Origin of the sequence: Microbacterium deminutum, from assembly GCF_039530205.1 — a bacterium.
Classification (GTDB): Bacteria; Actinomycetota; Actinomycetes; order Actinomycetales; family Microbacteriaceae; genus Microbacterium; species Microbacterium deminutum.
In genome coordinates this window covers 459,642-477,010 of the sequence record NZ_BAAAOG010000001.1, presented here as the reverse complement: position 1 = coordinate 477,010, position 17,369 = coordinate 459,642, and the positions used below count along the sequence as shown (strand labels likewise).

Genomic DNA, 17,369 nt, shown 5'->3' with positions numbered 1-17,369 from the left:
CGACGACCGAGGGGCATCAGAACGGGTTCGGGGTCAGCGTGTACTTCGTCTGCAGGTACTCGTGGATGCCCTCGGCGCCGCCCTCACGCCCGAGGCCCGACATCTTCCAGCCGCCGAACGGCGCGGCCGCGTTGGAGACGACGCCCATGTTCAGGCCCATCATCCCGGTCTCGAGCCGCTCGATCATCCGCTGGCCGCGCGACAGGCTCTCGGTGTACACGTACGACACCAGCCCGTACTCGGTGTCGTTCGCGATGCGGACCGCGTCGTCCTCGGTGTCGAACGGGACGATCGCGAGCACCGGGCCGAAGATCTCCTCGCGCAGGATGTCGCTGCCGAGCTGCACGTCGGTCACCACGGTCGGCTCGTAGAAGGTGCCGGGTCCATCGATCGCAGAACCGCCGGTGCGCACGTGAGCCCCGCGCGCGACCGCGTCGGTCACGAGGGATGAGGCCTTCTCGACGGCATCCGTATTGATCAGCGGGCCGATGGCGACGCCTTCCTCGGTGCCGCGGCCGATCTTCATCGCCCGCACGCGCTCGGTCACCCGCCGCGCGAACTCGTCGGCGACCGAACGCTGCACGATGAACCGGTTGGCCGCCGTGCACGCCTGCCCGATGTTGCGGAACTTCGCGAGCATCGCGCCATCCACCGCCTTGTCGAGGTCGGCGTCCTCGAAGATCACGAACGGGGCGTTGCCGCCGAGCTCCATCGACGTGCGCAGCACGCCATCCGCCGCCTGGGCCAGAAGCCGCTGCCCGACCTGCGTCGAGCCCGTGAACGAGAGCTTGCGCAGCCGCGGATCGCGGATGATCGGCTCCGACACCGCGCCGGATGTCGAGGTCGTGAAGACGTTCACGACGCCCTTCGGCAGGCCGGCATCCTCCAGGAGCTTCGCGAACGCGAGCGTGGTGAGGGGTGTGAGCTCGGCGGGCTTGATGACGACCGTGCACCCCGCGGCGAGCGCCGGAGCGATCTTGCGAGTGGCCATCGCGAGGGGGAAGTTCCACGGTGTGATGAGGAAGCACGGACCGACCGGATGCTGCGACACGATCATGCGGCCGGTGCCCTCGGGATTCGGCCCGTACCGGCCCTGGATGCGCGCGGTCTCCTCGCTGAACCAGCGGACGAACTCGCCACCGTAGGCGACCTCGCCGCGGGCTTCGGCGAGCGGCTTGCCCATCTCGATCGTCATGAGCAGCGCGAAGTCCTCCTTGCGCTCCTGCAGCAGGTCGAACGCGCGGCGCAGCAGCTCCGCGCGCTCGCGAGCGGGAGTGGCGGCCCAGGCCGGGAATGCCTCGACGGCGGCGTCCAGCGCCGCCTTGCCGTCGGCGGGGGACGCGTCGGCGATCTCCTTCACGACCTCGCCCGTCGCCGGGTCGTAGACCTTCAGCGTCTTCCCGCCCTCGGCTGCACGCCATTCACCGCCGATGAACAGGGAGTCGGGCACGATCGCCAGCAGGTCGGTTTCGCGGTTCTCGATCACAGTGGTCACGGGGACTCCCTCGTCGTCGGTGGATGCGTTCCGGATGCGTCTTCGGATGCCGAGACATGCCGCGGCATCCGCTCATCGATGCTTCTGCCCATTCTGCCCCCGCGCCACCAACCCGGCCGATGTACAGCCCGTACACCGCTCCCGGCCCACTGTGCGCGCCGTACGGTCGGACCTGATCGCGAGGGCGAGAGGCCGGGTCAGCCGGCGGCCGCAGGAACGCCCGCCGGCACCAGGAACCGCGCGAAGAACGCGGCGAGCTCCTCGGTCGCGGTGAGCGGCAGCACGTTCGCGACGTACTGGTCGGGGCGCACGACCACGACGCATCCGACGGCGGGATCGATCCCCCGTGCGGCGAAGATGTCCTCGTCCGGATGCCGCGCATAGACCTTCTCGTAGTCGATGAGCTCGAACGGCCCGGTGCGCGGAAGGAACACGCCGGGCACACGGCCGAGCTCGACCTCGCCGTGCAGCACGGGGTAGACGACCTTCACGTCGAGGACGCTGTCGACGTCCTCGTCCGGCCGGGCGTACATCGCGAGCGGAGACTCCGGCGACGAGGCCAGCCAGTCCGCCCATTCGGCGAGCGCCGACGGCTCACCGGGTGCGGCATCGGCGAACGCGTACACCCGCCACCGCCCGTCGGCGCGATGGTGGTGGCCGAGGTGCACGTCGTTCGCATCCGCGACCCGCACCACCCGCGCCGACTTGAATCGCTTGCCGATCGGGAAGCCGCTCACGAGCGACTGATGGATGTCGTCGCCGACGATCATCGACGGCTGGTACTGCGTCATGAACCCCGCCGGGAACTCGGCGGTCGACACGTAGAAGTCCTCCAGGGCCGACGGGCTCTCGAACTCCTCGGGCTTCTTGGCCATCAGCGTCGACCACTCCCGGTCGAAGTCGATGAGGTTCTGCGCGACCACGTGCCGCTCCGCCGAATACGTGGCGAGCAGGGTGTCGGGGCTGCGCCCCGAGAGCACCTGCCCGAGCTTCCAGCCGATGTTCCAGCCGTCCTGGATCGACACGTTCATGCCCTGGCCGGCCTTGGCGCTGTGGGTGTGGCAGGCGTCGCCGGTGATGAAGACCCTCGGCGTGCGGGTGCCGATGAGGTCGACGGGCACGTCGTCGAATCGGTCGGTCAGGCGGTGGCCCACCTCGTAGACGCTCCACCATGGGGCGTCCTTCACCTCGAGGCGGTAGGGGTGCAGGATGTCGTTCGCCTTGGCGACGATCTCGCCGAGGGTGGTCCGGCGCACCGCTCCGTTGTCGTCGGGGGCGACCTCGCCGAGGTCGACGTACATGCGGAACAGGTATCCGCCCTCGCGCGGGATGAGCAGGATGTTCCCCGCCTCGGACTGGATGGAGCACTTCGTCCGGATGTCGGGGAAGTCGGTGACCGCGAGGATGTCCATGACGCCCCAGGCGTGGAACGCGTTCCCGCCGAGGTGCCGCGCACCGATGGCGTCGCGCACGCCGCTGCGCGCGCCATCCGCGCCGACGACGTATTTCGCGCGGACGATCCGTTCCTCGCCGGCCCGGTCTCCGACCGTGCGGACGAGCGTGACGCGGACCGGATGGTCGCCGTCCGTCACCTCGAGCCCTCGGAACTCCCAGCCGAAGTCGGGCTTCATGCGGGTCGGCGCGTTCGCCATGTACTCGGTGAAGTAGTCGAGCACGCGCGCCTGGTTCACGAGCAGGTGGGGGAACTCGCTGATGCCGTGCTCGTCGTCGACCGCGACCGCGCCTCGCACGATCCGGGAGATGTCGTGGGGGTCAGGCTTCCAGAACGCCATCTCGGTGATGCGGTAAGCCTCGGCGATGATGCGTCCGGCGAATCCGAACGCCTGGAAGGTCTCGACGCTGCGCGCCTGGATGCCGTCGGCCTGCCCGATCTCCAGGCGCCCAGGCCGGCGGTCGACGACACGGGTCGTCACCGACGGGTACATCGACAGCTGCGCCGCCGCGACGATGCCGGCCGGGCCGGTGCCGACGACGAGCACGTCCATCACGTCGGGAAGCCGGTCCGGCCGACTCAGGCCGGTGCCCTCGGCGGGGAGCAGGCGCGGGTCGCCCGATACGTACCCGTGGTGGTGGAACTGCATGGATCGCCTCCTCGGACGGCGGTGTCGAGAGTGTTGCGAACGGGACACACGCGTTCTATATTCGAACACGGCGTTCTACTATTGACCATGGTAGGCGACCTCATGTCCGGCGACAAGAAGCGGAGGCGGCCGACGTGGGAGTGAACCCGCCCGCACCCGCCTCGCAGACGCTGAGCCGCGGCATCCGGATGCTGGAACTGCTCGCGGATGCACGCGAGCCGCTCAGCATCGATGCGCTCGCGGATCGGCTGGGCGTCCACCGATCCGTCGCCTACCGGCTGCTGCGCACGCTCGAGGACCACGGCCTCGTCACGCGGGATCCCCACGGCCGCGTCGCGCTCGGCGCACGGATGGCGGCGCTCGCCGCGGGTGTCGCACACGACCTGCAGGCCGAAGCGCTGCCCGAGCTCACCGCGGCCGCGAACGAACTCGGGATGACGTGCTTCGTCGTCGTGCTCGACCACGACGAGTGCGTCACGCTGGTCTCGGTCGAGCCGCGGCACGCCGCTGCGTCGGTCGCACAGCGTCCGGGCACGCGGCACCCGGTCGGCATCGGCGCGCCCGGCAAGGTCATCCGCGCCGCGCGCCCCGAAAGGGAATGGCCCGACGATCTCGACGCCGCCCGACGGGCGGAGCTGCGCACGGCGCGCGACCGCGGCTGGGCGACGAGCCACGACGAGGTGATCCCGGGACTCCGCTCCGTGGCGGTGCCCCTCACCCTTCCGCGCGGGGACGCGGCCGCGGTCGCAGTCGTCTACCTCGCCGACCTTCACTCGGATGAGCAGATCGCGGCACGCATCGCGGCGGTCGCGCACGCCATACGCGCCGCGCTCGGGGGTTGATCGACCGGGCGATGGGCAGCCGGCACGGCGGCGCCGCTCCTATACTCGAAGCGTCCGGCGCAGGCGCACTGCCGTCGGTGCTCGAAAAAAGAGCACGCAGCCGCTTCGACGCATGAGGCGCGCGAGACACATACGGCATCTCACCGTCACCGTCTCGGAAGGCTCCGTCATGCCCACGGTCTCCGCTCACGTCGCTCGCACCCTGTCCCGCCACATCGACCACGTATTCGGGGTGATGGGCAACGGCAACGCGTACTTCCTCGACGCGCTCGAGCGCGAGACCGCGGTCGACTTCACGGCGGTGCGGCACGAGGCCGGGGGCGTCGTCGCCGCCGACGCCTATCACCGCGCCTCGGGCCGCCTCGCCGCCGCCACCACGACCTACGGCGCCGGCTTCACGAACACCCTCACCGCGCTCGCCGAAGCGGTGCAGGCGCACGTCCCGCTCGTCCTCGTGGTCGGCGACGAACCCACCTCGGGCCGACGGCCGTTCGGCGTCGACCAGATCGCACTGGCGTCGGCGGTCGGCGCGCGCACCTACACGGTGGGACGGGCGGATGCCGCGGCCACCACGGTCATCGCGATCGAGCACGCCCTCACCTACCGGGTGCCGACCGTGCTCGCGATCCCCTACGACGTCGCGGCCCTCGACGCCGGACCTGTTCCCGCCGCCCCCGAGCCGCGGCTGCCGGAACCGCTCGCCCCGCGGGGACCGTTCGCCGAGCAGGGCATCCGCGACATCGCCGCAGCACTCTCCGGAGCGCGTCGCCCGTTCCTCCTCGCGGGGAGGGGTGCGTGGGTCGCCGCTGCGAGCGACCCTCTCGGCGCTCTCGCCGACGCGACCGGCGCCGTGACGGCGTCGACCGCGCTCGGGCGCGGCATCTTCCCGCGGCCCGAGTTCGACCTCGGGGTCACCGGCGGCTTCGGCGCCGAGGCGGCGATGGAGATCGTGCGGCAAGCGGACGTGGCCGTCGTGTTCGGGGCATCCCTCAATCAGTTCACGATGAAGTTCGGCGACCTGTTCGCGCCGGGCACGCGCGTCTTCCAGATCGACATCGCGGGCGCTGCGACGCACCCGCACGTCGGCGGGTACGTGCGGGCGGATGCCGCGGTGGCCGCGCGGGCGATCGGTGCCGAGCTCGCAGCGATCGGCGCCGCCCACAGTGGCTGGCGCGAATCGGTGGACCTCGTCCGCGCGCGCGAGTACGAGCCGGGCGACGGGGTGGCCGCGGACGGGCGCCTGGATCCGCGCTCGATCGCCGCGCGGATCGGCGAACTGCTGCCCGAGGATCGAGTGGTCGTCTCGGACGGCGGCCATTTCATCGGGTGGGCGAACATGTACTGGCCGGTGGCGTCGCCTGACCGCATGATCATGGTCGGCACGGCGTTCCAGTCGATCGGACTCGGCTTCGCCTCGGTGCCCGGCGCAGCCCTGGCCAAACCCGCAGCGACGATCGTGCTCACGACCGGCGATGGCGGTGGGCTGATGGCGCTGGCGGACCTCGAGTCCGCCGTGCGAGTGGCGGGCGGCCGCGGAATCGCGGTGGTGTGGAATGACGCAGCCTACGGCGCCGAGGTCAACCTCTACGGACTGCGAGGCCTCGCGAAGGAGCCTATGCTCATCCCCGAGGTCGATTTCGCGGGCCTCGCTGCGGCAGTCGGCGCCGAAGGCGTGGTCGTGCGCTCGCTCGCCGATCTCGATCGCCTCGAGTCGTGGGCGGCGCAGGATGCGGCATCCCGCCCCTTCCTGCTGCTGGACTGCCGCATCTCGGGAGCGGTCATCGCGCCGTACCAGCAGGAGATCATCCGAGTGAACTCCTGACGCGCCGAGCACGCCCTCGCTCCAGGTCGTAGAGGGCTTGTCGCGCCAGCAGGGCATCGTATACGATTTCAGATACGACGTGGAGCGAGGGAGCCCATGACCGACGACACACCCCCGGCTCGGGAGGATCCGCGGTTCGGCGCCCTGCCGGGACGCCCCGGCAAGATCATCGCGGTACATCTCAGCTACGCGTCGCGCGCCGACCAGCGCGGGCGCCGGCCTGCCGATCCGTCGTACTTCCTCAAGCCTTCGAGTTCGGTCGCGGCCTCGGGGGGTGAGGTCGAACGGCCTGCCGGCACCGAGCTGCTCGCGTTCGAAGGCGAGATCGCCCTCGTCATCGGAACCGAGGCGCGCCGGGTGGCCCTTGCCGACGCATGGAGCCACGTCGCCGCGGTCACCGCCGCGAACGATCTCGGCATCTACGACCTGCGGGTAAACGACAAGGGCTCGAACGCGCGGTCGAAGGGCGGCGATGGCTTCACGCCGATCGGCCCGGCACTGATCGACGCGCGCGACGTCGACCCCGGAGCACTGCGGGTTCGCGCGTGGGTCAACGGCGAACTCCGCCAGGACGACTCCACCGCCGGGATGCTGTTCCCGCTCCCCCAGCTCGTCGCCGACCTCTCGCAGCATTTCACCCTCGAGCCCGGCGATGTGATCCTCACCGGAACCCCTGCCGGTTCGTCCGTCATCGTGCCCGGCGATGTCGTCGAGGTGGAAGTGGATGCCGCGGAAGGGCAGAGCACCGGACGACTCCTCACGACGGTGACACAGGGCGAGGCCGCGTTCGATCCCGCGCTCGGATCCCTTCCTGCTGTGGACGACACGCAGCGCGCCGAGGCGTGGGGGGCTCCCCTCCCGGTCGTCGAGCGAGGAAGCGAAGCGACCGAGACGAAACGGCACCCGCAGCCGGACGACGTTCCGTCGCGCGTCGCTCGCTCGACGACGGGAAGCCCGCTGTCTCCCGAGCTGCGCGACAAGCTCCTGCACGCGCCCGTGGCCGGTCTCAGCGCACAGTTGCGCAAGCGCGGCCTCGACAACGTCACGATCGACGGCGTGCGCCCCATGCAGCCCGAGGTCAAGCTCGTCGGCACGGCCCGGACGCTCCGCTTCATTCCGAACCGCGAAGACCTCTTCGCAGCGCACGGCGGCGGGTACAACGCGCAGAAGCGCGCCTTCGACGACGTCAGCGAGGGCGAGGTGATCGTCATCGAAGCGCGGGGCGAAACCGGATCGGGCACCCTCGGCGACATCCTCGCGCTGCGCGCCCACGCTCGCCGCGCCGCGGGAGTCGTCACGGACGGCGGCGTGCGGGACTGGGCGGCCGTCGCCGCTGTCGGCATCCCGGTGTACGCAGCCGGTGCGCACCCGGCGGTGCTCGGACGCCGGCACGTCCCCTGGGACGCGGACATCACGATCGGATGCGGCGGCACCGCCGTCCAGCCGGGCGACGTGATCGTCGGAGACGCCGATGGGGTCATCGTCATCCCGCCATCACTGGCCGAGGAGGTCGCCGACGCGACGCTCACCCAGGAGGACGAGGATGCCTGGATCGCCGAGAGGGTCGCGGAGGGGCATCCCGTGGACGGACTGTTCCCCATGAACGCCGAGTGGCGAGCGAGGTATGAGGCATGGCTCGCGAAACGATGACCGCGGCGTCGCCCACGGCCCAGAGCAAGTCGCAGCGCGCGTATCGGTGGATCAAGGAGCGGATCGTCGGCCACGAGTTCTCGCCCGGCTACCGGCTCGTGCTCGGCACGCTCGCGGGCGAGCTCGACATGAGCGTCGTCCCGGTGCGCGAGGCGATCCGCCAGCTCGAGGCCGAAGGTCTGGTGACGTTCGAGCGAAACGTCGGAGCCCGCGTCTCGATGGTCGACGACTCCGCCTACCGGTACAGCATGGCGGCGCTCGGGATCCTGGAAGCCACCGCCACCGCGCTCTCGGCCCGGCACCTCACAGCCGGCGACATCCGACGCGCCCGCTCCGTGAACGACCGCATGATCGAGACGCTCGACCACTTCGATCCGCGGTCCTTCACGGCGCTGAACCAGGAGTTCCACTCGATCCTCTCGTCGAGGTGCGCGAATCCCCGCGTGCTCGAGCTCGTAGGCGCCGAGTGGGGCCGCCTCGGGCATCTGCGCGACTCGACGTTCAGCTTCGTGCCCGGTCGCGCACAGGAGTCCGTCCGCGAGCACGAGCAGATCCTCGCGTTGATCGAGCAGGGCGCGCCGCTCGGCGAGATCGAGCACGCCGCGCGGCGCCATCGCTCGGCGACGCTCGACGCGTACCTGGCCCATGAACACCCGGACGAGGCGTTCGACCCCGCCGGCATCTGACCGACCCCGAATCCGAGGAGCACCCATGACCTCCACCACCGCTCTCGCGGCGGAGCGGCACGTCCCCGACGGGCTTCCCGCGCACATCCAGCACTACATCGACGGAGCCTTCGTCGACTCCGTCGACGGCGACACCCTCGACGTGCTCGACCCGGTCTCGAACGAGACCTACCTGCGGGCCGCCGCGGGCAAGAAGGCCGACATCGACCTGGCCGTGGCCGCGGCGCGACGCGCATTCACGGACGGGCCATGGCCTCGGATGCCGCCCCGCGAGCGATCCCGGATCCTTCACCGCATCGCCGACATCGTCGAGTCGCGGGACGCCCGCCTCGCCGAGCTCGAGTCGTTCGACTCCGGCCTGCCGATCACGCAGGCCCTCGGCCAGGCACGGCGGGCGGCCGAGAACTTCCGGTTCTTCGCCGACCTGATCGTGGCGCAGACCGATGATGCGTTCAAGGTGCCGGGGCGGCAGCTGAACTACGTCAACCGCAAGCCGATCGGCGTCGCCGGGCTCATCACGCCGTGGAACACGCCGTTCATGCTCGAGTCGTGGAAGCTCGGTCCCGCGCTCGCGACGGGAAACACCGTCGTGCTCAAGCCGGCCGAGTTCACGCCCCTGTCGGCGTCGCTGTGGGCGGGGATCTTCGAGGAGGCGGGGCTGCCGACCGGCGTCTTCAACCTCGTCAACGGACTGGGTGAGGATGCCGGAGACGCCCTGGTGAAGCATCCCGACGTTCCCCTGATCTCGTTCACCGGCGAGAGTTCGACCGGAAAGCTGATCTTCGGCAACGCCGCCCCGTATCTGAAGGGGCTGTCGATGGAGCTCGGCGGCAAATCCCCCGCGATCGTGTTCGCCGACGCCGATCTCGAGGCCGCGATCGACGCGACGATCTTCGGCGTGTTCTCGCTCAACGGCGAGCGCTGCACCGCGGGTTCGCGCATCCTCGTGCAGCGGGAGATCTACGACGAGTTCGTCGAGCGCTATGCGGCACAGGCGAGGCGGGTGATCGTCGGCGACCCGCACGACCCTGCGACCGAGGTGGGCGCGCTCGTGCATCCCGAGCACTATGAAAAGGTGATGTCGTACATCGAGATCGGCAAGACGGAAGGCAGGCTCGTCGCGGGCGGCGGCCGGCCCTACGGCTTTCCGACGGGCAACTACGTCGCACCGACCGTGTTCGCCGACGTGCCGATGGACGCCCGGATCTTCCAGGAGGAGATCTTCGGGCCGGTCGTCGCGATCACCCCGTTCGACAGCGACGAAGAGGCGCTCGACCTCGCGAACGGCGTCAAGTACGGGCTCGCCGCCTACGTCTGGACGAGCGACCTGAAGCGCGCTCACAACTTCTCCCACGCGATCGAGGCCGGCATGGTGTGGCTCAACTCGAACAACGTGCGCGACCTCCGCACCCCGTTCGGCGGGGTGAAGGCATCCGGTCTCGGCCATGAGGGCGGATACCGCTCGATCGACTTCTACACCGACCAGCAGGCCGTGCACATCACGCTCGGTCCTGCCCACAACCCCACGTTCGGCAAGGCATGACGTGTTTCGTCTCGCTGCGCCCGCTCAACGACCGGGGGATTCCGGTCGTTGAGCGAGGAGCGAAGCCACGAGACGAAACGCCTCGAAACCACCGCAAACCCATGCAAGGAAGCTGAAATGACCGACTTCATCCCCACCCCCACCGCGCCCGCGCCCGACATCCTGCGTTGCGCGTACATGGAGGTCGTCGTCACCGATCTCGCGGCATCCCGCGCCTTCTATGTGGACGTGCTCGGCCTCATCGTCACCGAGGAGGACGAGAGCGCGATCCACCTGCGCACGTTCGAGGAGTTCATCCACCACAACCTGGTGCTTCGGCAGGGGGCCATCGCGGCGGTCGCCGCGCTCTCGTACCGGGTGAGGGCCCGGGAGGACCTCGACAGGGCCGTCACATTCTACGAGGAGCTCGGATGCCGCGTCGAGCGCCGCGCGGAGGGCTTCACGAAGGGCATCGGCGACTCGGTGCGGGTCGAGGACCCGCTCGGATTCCCCTACGAGTTCTTCCATGACGTCCAGCACGTCGAGCGGCTGGCCTGGCGCTACGACCTGTACACGCCGGGCGCGCTGGTGCGCCTGGACCATTTCAACCAGATGACGCCCGATGTGCGCCGGGCGGTGTCGTACATGGAGGATCTCGGCTTCCGCGTGACGGAGGACATCCAGGATGCCGAGGGCACCGTGTACGCCGCCTGGATGCGACGCAAGCCGACCGTGCACGACACCGCGATGACCGGCGGCGACGGACCCCGGCTGCATCACATCGCCTTCGCGACCCACGAGAAGCACAACATCATCGCGATCTGCGACAAGCTCGGCGCGCTCCGCCGATCCGACGCGATCGAGCGGGGACCGGGACGCCACGGGGTCTCGAACGCGTTCTACCTCTACCTCCGCGATCCTGATGGGCACCGCGTCGAGATCTACACGCAGGACTACTACACCGGCGATCCGGACAACCCGGTCGTCACGTGGGACGTGCATGACAACCAGCGGCGGGACTGGTGGGGCAACCCCGTGGTGCCGTCGTGGTACACCGAGGCATCGCTCGTCCTGGATCTGGACGGCAGTCCGCAGCCCGTGGCCGCCCGCACCGACGCGAGCGAGATGGCGGTGACGATCGGCGCCGATGGCTTCTCGTACACCCGCCCGGATGACGCCTCGGACGAGCTGCCGAGCTGGAAGCAGGGCGAGTACAAGCTCGGCCATCGGTTGTAGGAAGACTCGGCGCGTTTCGTCTCGGTCGCTTCCCTCCCTCGCTCAACGACCGGGACTGTTTCCGGTCGTTGAGCGAGCGATGCGAGACGAAACGCTCGCCTCCGGTCGTTGAGCGAGCGATGCGAGACGAAACGCGCCGAACCGACGAGGAAGGATGGAGGGATGCTGACACCAGATCAGGTCGCCGCGCTGGCCGCTGAGCTCGCCGAGGCCGACCGCATGCACGGTGTGATGCCCCGCATCACGGCGCGCCATCCCGATGCGACGGTCGAGGACTCCTACGCCATCCAGGGCGTCTGGCGCGACCGCAGCCTCGCCTCCGGCCGAAAGCTCGTGGGGCGCAAGATCGGCCTCACCAGCAAGACGATGCAGCAGGCGACCGGCATAAGCGAGCCGGACTACGGCGTCATGTTCGACGACACCGTCTTCGTTTCGGGCGCCGACATCCCCGTCGATCGATTCTCGAACGTGCGCATCGAGGTCGAACTGGCGTTCGTGCTGAAACGCCCCCTCGCGGGGCCGGGCTGCACGCTCGACGACGCTCTCGCCGCGATCGACTACGCCGCGCCGGCGCTCGAGATCCTCAACTCGCACATCGAACTCGAGGGGCGAACGATCGTCGACACGATCGCCGACAATGCCGCGTACGGCGCGATGGTGCTCGGCACGACGCACAAGCGGCCCGACGAGATCGACCTGCGGTGGGTCCCCGCCCTCCTGTACAAGAACGACGAGATCGAGGAGACGGGCGTCGCGGCCGGTGTGCTCGACCACCCGGCGACGGGTGTCGCGTGGCTGGCGAACAAGCTCCACCAGCACGGTGCCAGGCTCGAGGCGGGTGAGATCATCCTCGCGGGGTCATTCACCCGGCCGATGTGGGTGTCACGCGGCGACACCGTGCACTGCGACTACGGACCGATGGGAGTCATCACATGCCGATTCGTCTGAATCCGACGTTCCGCGATGCACTGAGCGCGGCGTCTCGGCCCCTTGCAGGCATCTGGATCTGCTCGGGGAGCCCGCTCGTCGCCGAGATCTGCGCCGGCTCTGGCATGGACTGGGTGCTCATCGACATGGAGCACTCCCCCAACGGGCTGGAGTCGGTCCTCAGCCAGCTGCAGGCAGTTGCGGCCTATCCGGTGACGACGCTCGTGCGCGTGCCGATCGGCGACGTCGTCACGATCAAGCAGGTGCTCGACCTCGGAGCGCAGAACATCCTCGTGCCGATGGTGTCATCCGCGGACGAGGCGCGCGCCGCCGTGGAGGCGGTGCGCTACCCGCCGCGCGGTCGGCGGGGCGTGGGATCGTCGCTCGCGCGATCGGGCCGCTGGAATCGCGTCGAAGGCTATCTCGCCGACGGGGACGCGCACGTGTCGCTCTTCGTCCAGATCGAGAGCGCAGAGGCCGTGGATGCCGCAGCGGACATCGCTGAGGTCGACGGCATCGACGGAGTCTTCGTCGGTCCCGCCGACCTGGCCGCATCGATGGGCCGGCTCGGGCAGCAGACCCACCCGGACGTCACGGCCGCCGTGCTGCGCACATTCGACGCGGTCCGCGCGGCGGGCAAGCCCGTGGGAGTGAACGCGTTCGACCCCGCGGTCGCGCGGTCCTACCTCGACGCCGGCGCATCGTTCGTGCTCGTCGGAGCCGATGTCCTCCTGCTCGCGCGCGGCTCCGAGGCGCTCGCAGCCGAGTTCATCCCCGGTGGCGACGCCCCGCAGCGCGACTCCTACTGAATGGGTCGGTCAGGTGTGATCGAGGCGCGCCACGCCGATCTTCGAGTCCGCCATGCCGTAGAAGACGTAGCGCACCCCGTCGATCTGCTCGACGGCGGTGGGGAACACGACGTTCGGCACGATCCCGCCGCGCTCGTCGTCGGTCTCGGCCTCGAGGAGCGGCTCCGGTGACCGGGCGATCACGATCGACGGGTCCTCGGCGTCGAGCAGCATCGCGCCCGCGGCGTAGTGCACGTTCTGCTGGTGCGCGAACGCGCGCTCGATGTGCCCGGTCACGCCGTGGTGCAGCAGGAGCCAGCCTTCCGGAACCCGCATGGGAGCGGGTCCGCCGCCTATCTTGGTGACCTCGAACGGGAACATCGGCCCCGCGAGGAACCTGTGCCGACTCCACAGCGTCAGGGATGCGAGGTCCTTCTCGACGGCTTCGACGGGCACGTAGCTGATCCAGATGGAATTGCGATGGTCGTCGATGCCGGCCGGCAGGATGATCCCCTGGTCGGCCTTCGTCTCCGACAGGTCCCACATCGGGCGGTGCAGCACCGCGAAGCAGCGCGCACCGTCCGGAGCCGTCACGGGTTCCGCGAAGAAGACCGCATCCTTGTTGTGGAACAGGTTCAGATCGATGTCGAGGTCATCGTCGTACGTGAACAGGACAGGGCCGAGCCGTCGCCAGTCCCGGAGGTCGGCGGACACCGCGAGCGCGGTGCGCGGACCCAGCGGCCCGTACGCCACATAGGTCATGACGTGCAGGCCGAGATCCGGCATCCAGGTGATGCGCGGGTCTTCGACGCCCGCGTTGCCGACGCCTCGCTCCCACGATCGGTCGGGTTCGAGCACGACGCCCTGCCGCTCGACCCCGACCGGCACGCCGTCCTCGACGATGACGCGCGCCAGGCCGATGCGCGAGATGTTCCCTGCGGCGACCATGCGCGGCAGGATGTACACCTCGCCATCCGGACCCGTCCCCGAGGCGGGGTTGAGGACGCCCTCGACCTCCAGCGGATTGCCCGCCTCGGGCTCCATCAGCAACCCGATGCGTGTCAGTGTGTACGGCACGGTCCCGAGCCCGGCGGCCACGACCGTCATCCCTTCACCCCCGAGCCGATGTCGGAGGTGCTGAACTGCCGCTGGAACACGATGAACAGCGTGACCGCGGGGATCGCGAGTACGACGGCGCCCGACATGATGGCCCCGAACGGATTGGACGCGGAGGCCGCCACCGTCGTGATGTAGTTCGCGAGCGAGACGGCCAAGGGCTGGAGCGACGCCTCTTTCGTGATCAGGAACGGCCACAGGAACTCGTTCCACGGACCGATGAAGGTCAGCAGCACCACGGTGAGCAATGCCGGGCGAACGAGCGGCAGCGCGATGCTCCAGAGCACTCTCAGCTCGTTGGCACCGTCGATGCGGGCGGCGTCGAAGAGCGCTCGAGGAACCTGCATGAAGTACTGCCGGAAGATGAGCACCGCAGCGGAGTTGATGGCGAACGGCAGGATCATCCCCAGATGGGTGTCGGCCAATCCATAGTCGCGGGCGATCAGCACGTACAGCGGGATCATGAGCAGCTGGAACGGCACGATCTGCACGAGCAGCGCTATCGCGAACGTCACGCCGCGCCCCCGCCAGTGCAGCACGGAGAGGGCGTAGCCGGCGAGGACGCCGAACACCAGCGTGCAGATGATCACTCCGCTGGTGAAGATGCCGGAATTGACCAGCCCCGACACCAGACCGATGCGTTCATTGATCTGCACGTAGTTGTCGAGCGTGAGGTTCGCCGGGTTCGGGAAGGCGCCCGCGACGGTGGGATCCGGCTTCGTCTGCAGCGAGCCGACCACCATGTAGTAGAACGGGAACAGGAACACCAGCGCGCCGGCGGCGAGCACGATCCACCGGAGGATGCTGGCCCCCCGACGAGGACGACGCTTCCCGGTGCCGACCGGGGTCGTCTCGGCGCGGGTGCTCGCCCGCGCAGCGGTTGCGCTCATGACTCTTCCTCCCCTACGAGGCGGCGCTCGATGAGCGCGATGATCAGTACGAGCGCGACGAGGATGAGGCCGATGGCCGCCGCGACATCCGGATTGCCCTGCTCGAGACCCTTCTGGTACATCAGCAGCACCGGGGACGTGGAGGCTCCGTTGGGACCGCCGCCGTTGGTGAGCAGGTAGGGCTCGGTGAAGAGGTTCGCCCCGGTGATCGTCGCGAGCAGCAGAACGAGGAGCGTCGCCGACCTGACGCCGGGCACGGTGACGCTGAAGAAAGAGCGCACGGCCCCCGCGCCATCGGTGGAGGCGGACTCGTAGAGTTCCTGAGGCACGGCCTGGAGCGCGGCGAGGTACAGCAGGATGAAGAATCCCAGCTGCTTCCAGGTGACGAAGATGGCGATCGTAGGCATCGCCAGATACGGATTGATCAGCCACGACGGGACGGGTGCGAGCGGTCCGAGGATGTGATTGACCAGCCCGGTGTCGCTGAACATGAAGAGCCACACGCCCACCACCGCGACCGACGCCGTGACGTAGGGCACGTAGTAGCTGACCCGCAGGAAGACGCGGGCGCGGACGACCTTGTTCAACGCAGTGGCGAGCACCAGGGCGAGAACGACGGTCAGCGGCACGTTGATGAGCAGGAAGATGCCCACGTTCAGGAACGAGCGCCACACGGCGGGATCCGTCGCGACGGCGATGAAGTTGTCGAAGCCGACGAACTTCCGATCGACGTTGGCGCCCGGAGCGGCGAAGAAGTAGTCGTGGAACGACATCCACACCGCAAGCACCAGCGGCGACGCGAAGACGACGCCGATGAAGATCAGGTAGGGCGCGCTGAGCAGGAGGCCCAGCGGATTCTCTCCGAGGATGCGGCGGCGGCGCCGGGCCGAACGCGCATGCTGCGCGTCGGCCCCAGCGGCGGCGGTCTCGACCTCGGGGATCACGGTGACCATTGACCCGTCTCCCCTGCCGTCACTTCTGGCCGGCCAAGGTGTCGACCTTGGCTGCCGTGTCCTTCAGGAACGTGTCGACGCTGCCTTGGCCGAAGATGACCGCGGGCGAGTACGCGTCGCGGAACGTCTGCCAGATCTCGACCGAGTTGGCGACATTCGGCACCTCGACCACGCGATTCGCCTGGTCGCCGAAGACCTTGTAGGCCGGGTTCGCCGTGAAGTAGTCCGGATAGACCTTCGTCAGATCCTGGCGAAGGGGCATCTGCCCGGTCAGGGTGAGAAGCTGTCCGTCCTGCTTCTCACTCGTCGCGAACTTCAGGACGTCCCATGCCGTGCCCTTCGCCTTGCACGCGGTGAACAGTCCGACGTTCTTGGCATCGCTGAAGGTGAACGTCTTGTCCGGGGATGTCCCGGCGGATGTCGGCACGGGGACTGTGCCCCAGTCGACAGACTTGCCGAAGAACGTTATCGCCCATGGCCCCGCGATCCTCATGGCGGCGAGGCCGTCTACGAACGAGTCGCCCTTGTAGGTCTCCTGTCCCGCGAGCTTCTCCTTGTAGATCGTCGCCCAGAACTCCGAGACGGCCTTTCCCTCTGTAGAGTCGAAGGTCGCCTTGTTGTTCTCCACCAGGAGCTTGCCGCCGGTCTCGGCCGCGTACAGCGGGTAGAAGTCGAACCACGGCTGGTAGAACTCGCTCGACGGCGCCGGGTAGATGGCGTACTTCGCCGCCCCCGACTTGGTAAGGGTGCGCGAGGTGGCGAGGAAGTCGTCATACGTCGACAGCTTCGGGGCGTTCGGGTCGAGGCCCGCCTTGGTGAACATCGCCTTGTTGTAGAAGATCATGACGGGGTTGGACTTCCACGGCAGCTGATAGAACTTGCCGTCAGCCGACTTGTACTGCGTCGCGTTGTCGCCGCTGCGCGCTTTGATGTAGGAGTCTCCGTCGGGGAAGCTCGACAGCGCCACCAGCCCGCCGGCCTTCTCGAATTGCGGCACTGCGGCGGGGGAGGTGTTGAAGATCAGGCACGGCGCGTTGCCGGCTGTGATCGCGGCCGAGATGACAGCTTCGCTGCTGTCGCCCGCCGGAATCTCCTGTGCCTTGACCTGCTCCTTGGGGTGGTCGGCGTTCCACGCTGCGACCATCTGCTTGCCCCACGCGATCTCGGCTTCATTGTTGGAGTACCAGATGGTGATGTTGCCGCGAGTCTTCAGCGACGCGTCGCCGCTTCCGCCCCCTCCGCTGCCGCATGCCGTCAACATGAGGGCTCCCGCGCCGACGACTGCGGCGACTTTGATGGTCCTGCGCATGGTGCTGTTCCTTTCTCGGGGATGCGACCTC

The 17,369-nt window shown here is 68.8% G+C and carries 14 protein-coding genes; 8 read left to right on the top strand and 6 right to left on the bottom strand.

All coding sequences use genetic code 11. The features are described from left to right. Positions 1-16: 16 nt before the first annotated feature. Both ABD212_RS02110 and ABD212_RS02105 read right to left on the bottom strand, forming a co-directional pair. Positions 17-1,486, bottom strand: coding sequence for an NAD-dependent succinate-semialdehyde dehydrogenase (locus ABD212_RS02110; protein WP_344092385.1), 1,470 nt, complete (start codon positions 1,484-1,486; stop codon positions 17-19). 206 nt (positions 1,487-1,692) lie between these two features. Further along, positions 1,693-3,597, bottom strand: coding sequence for an FAD-binding monooxygenase (locus ABD212_RS02105; protein ID WP_344090695.1), 1,905 nt, complete (start codon positions 3,595-3,597; stop codon positions 1,693-1,695). 188 nt (positions 3,598-3,785) lie between these two features. On the opposite strand from ABD212_RS02105, the gene ABD212_RS02100 reads away from it, so the two are divergent. The 8 genes from ABD212_RS02100 to ABD212_RS02065 all read left to right on the top strand — a co-directional run bounded on the left by ABD212_RS02100 (position 3,786) and on the right by ABD212_RS02065 (position 13,091). Beyond that, the gene (locus tag ABD212_RS02100) at positions 3,786-4,439 is read left to right on the top strand and encodes an IclR family transcriptional regulator (protein WP_425561237.1); all 654 of its coding nucleotides are present in this window, start codon (positions 3,786-3,788) and stop codon (positions 4,437-4,439) included. Between the two features lie 169 nt (positions 4,440-4,608). Further along, entirely contained in the window at positions 4,609-6,261 is a 1,653-nt protein-coding gene (locus ABD212_RS02095; RefSeq protein ID WP_344090693.1) for a thiamine pyrophosphate-binding protein, read from the top strand. Between the two features lie 96 nt (positions 6,262-6,357). Next, positions 6,358-7,911, top strand: a complete 1,554-nt coding sequence (locus tag ABD212_RS02090) for a fumarylacetoacetate hydrolase family protein (protein ID WP_344090692.1) — start codon at positions 6,358-6,360, stop codon at positions 7,909-7,911. After that, positions 7,908-8,597 carry a GntR family transcriptional regulator gene (locus tag ABD212_RS02085; RefSeq protein ID WP_344092380.1) on the top strand — a complete coding sequence of 230 codons (690 nt, stop codon included), beginning with the start codon at positions 7,908-7,910 and terminating at the stop codon, positions 8,595-8,597. Before ABD212_RS02090 ends, ABD212_RS02085 begins: the two co-directional genes overlap by 4 nt. Before the next feature lie 25 nt (positions 8,598-8,622). Next, positions 8,623-10,140 (top strand): 5-carboxymethyl-2-hydroxymuconate semialdehyde dehydrogenase, encoded by a 1,518-nt coding sequence (hpaE, locus tag ABD212_RS02080; RefSeq protein ID WP_344090690.1) that lies wholly within the window; start codon positions 8,623-8,625, stop codon positions 10,138-10,140. Between the two features lie 117 nt (positions 10,141-10,257). Beyond that, positions 10,258-11,355 carry a 3,4-dihydroxyphenylacetate 2,3-dioxygenase gene (gene hpaD / locus ABD212_RS02075; RefSeq protein ID WP_344090688.1) on the top strand — a complete coding sequence of 366 codons (1,098 nt, stop codon included), beginning with the start codon at positions 10,258-10,260 and terminating at the stop codon, positions 11,353-11,355. Between the two features lie 162 nt (positions 11,356-11,517). Beyond that, positions 11,518-12,303 (top strand): 2-keto-4-pentenoate hydratase, encoded by a 786-nt coding sequence (locus ABD212_RS02070; protein ID WP_344090686.1) that lies wholly within the window; start codon positions 11,518-11,520, stop codon positions 12,301-12,303. Continuing rightward, positions 12,288-13,091 carry an HpcH/HpaI aldolase family protein gene (locus tag ABD212_RS02065; protein ID WP_344090684.1) on the top strand — a complete coding sequence of 268 codons (804 nt, stop codon included), beginning with the start codon at positions 12,288-12,290 and terminating at the stop codon, positions 13,089-13,091. The genes ABD212_RS02070 and ABD212_RS02065 overlap by 16 nt, the downstream gene beginning before the upstream one ends. 9 nt (positions 13,092-13,100) lie before the next feature. Here the strand turns inward: ABD212_RS02065 and ABD212_RS02060 are convergent, their stop codons facing one another. The 4 genes from ABD212_RS02060 to ABD212_RS02045 are packed head-to-tail and all read right to left on the bottom strand — an operon-like array spanning position 13,101 to position 17,338. Then, positions 13,101-14,177: a glycoside hydrolase family 130 protein gene (locus ABD212_RS02060; RefSeq protein WP_344090682.1), complete on the bottom strand. Its 1,077-nt coding sequence runs from the start codon at positions 14,175-14,177 to the stop codon at positions 13,101-13,103. Beyond that, the gene (locus ABD212_RS02055) at positions 14,174-15,076 is read right to left on the bottom strand and encodes a carbohydrate ABC transporter permease (protein ID WP_344090680.1); all 903 of its coding nucleotides are present in this window, start codon (positions 15,074-15,076) and stop codon (positions 14,174-14,176) included. Before ABD212_RS02055 ends, ABD212_RS02060 begins: the two co-directional genes overlap by 4 nt. Further along, entirely contained in the window at positions 15,073-16,029 is a 957-nt protein-coding gene (locus ABD212_RS02050; protein WP_344090678.1) for a carbohydrate ABC transporter permease, read from the bottom strand. Before ABD212_RS02050 ends, ABD212_RS02055 begins: the two co-directional genes overlap by 4 nt. A 19-nt stretch (positions 16,030-16,048) precedes the next feature. After that, positions 16,049-17,338, bottom strand: a complete 1,290-nt coding sequence (locus ABD212_RS02045) for an extracellular solute-binding protein (RefSeq protein ID WP_344090676.1) — start codon at positions 17,336-17,338, stop codon at positions 16,049-16,051. Positions 17,339-17,369: the final 31 nt, after the last annotated feature.

What these genes read in the sequence shown, in the direction of transcription:
- ABD212_RS02105 (WP_344090695.1), bottom strand. Translation starts at nt 3,597, where the DNA reads ATGCAGTTCCACCACCACGGGTACGTATCGGGCGACCCGCGCCTGCTC.
- ABD212_RS02100 (WP_425561237.1), top strand. Translation starts at nt 3,786, where the DNA reads ATGCTGGAACTGCTCGCGGATGCACGCGAGCCGCTCAGCATCGATGCG.
- ABD212_RS02095 (WP_344090693.1), top strand. Translation starts at nt 4,609, where the DNA reads ATGCCCACGGTCTCCGCTCACGTCGCTCGCACCCTGTCCCGCCACATC.
- ABD212_RS02090 (WP_344090692.1), top strand. Translation starts at nt 6,358, where the DNA reads ATGACCGACGACACACCCCCGGCTCGGGAGGATCCGCGGTTCGGCGCC.
- ABD212_RS02085 (WP_344092380.1), top strand. Translation starts at nt 7,908, where the DNA reads ATGACCGCGGCGTCGCCCACGGCCCAGAGCAAGTCGCAGCGCGCGTAT.
- hpaE (WP_344090690.1), top strand. Translation starts at nt 8,623, where the DNA reads ATGACCTCCACCACCGCTCTCGCGGCGGAGCGGCACGTCCCCGACGGG.
- hpaD (WP_344090688.1), top strand. Translation starts at nt 10,258, where the DNA reads ATGACCGACTTCATCCCCACCCCCACCGCGCCCGCGCCCGACATCCTG.
- ABD212_RS02070 (WP_344090686.1), top strand. Translation starts at nt 11,518, where the DNA reads ATGCTGACACCAGATCAGGTCGCCGCGCTGGCCGCTGAGCTCGCCGAG.
- ABD212_RS02065 (WP_344090684.1), top strand. Translation starts at nt 12,288, where the DNA reads ATGCCGATTCGTCTGAATCCGACGTTCCGCGATGCACTGAGCGCGGCG.
- ABD212_RS02060 (WP_344090682.1), bottom strand. Translation starts at nt 14,177, where the DNA reads ATGACGGTCGTGGCCGCCGGGCTCGGGACCGTGCCGTACACACTGACA.
- ABD212_RS02055 (WP_344090680.1), bottom strand. Translation starts at nt 15,076, where the DNA reads ATGAGCGCAACCGCTGCGCGGGCGAGCACCCGCGCCGAGACGACCCCG.
- ABD212_RS02050 (WP_344090678.1), bottom strand. Translation starts at nt 16,029, where the DNA reads ATGGTCACCGTGATCCCCGAGGTCGAGACCGCCGCCGCTGGGGCCGAC.
- ABD212_RS02045 (WP_344090676.1), bottom strand. Translation starts at nt 17,338, where the DNA reads ATGCGCAGGACCATCAAAGTCGCCGCAGTCGTCGGCGCGGGAGCCCTC.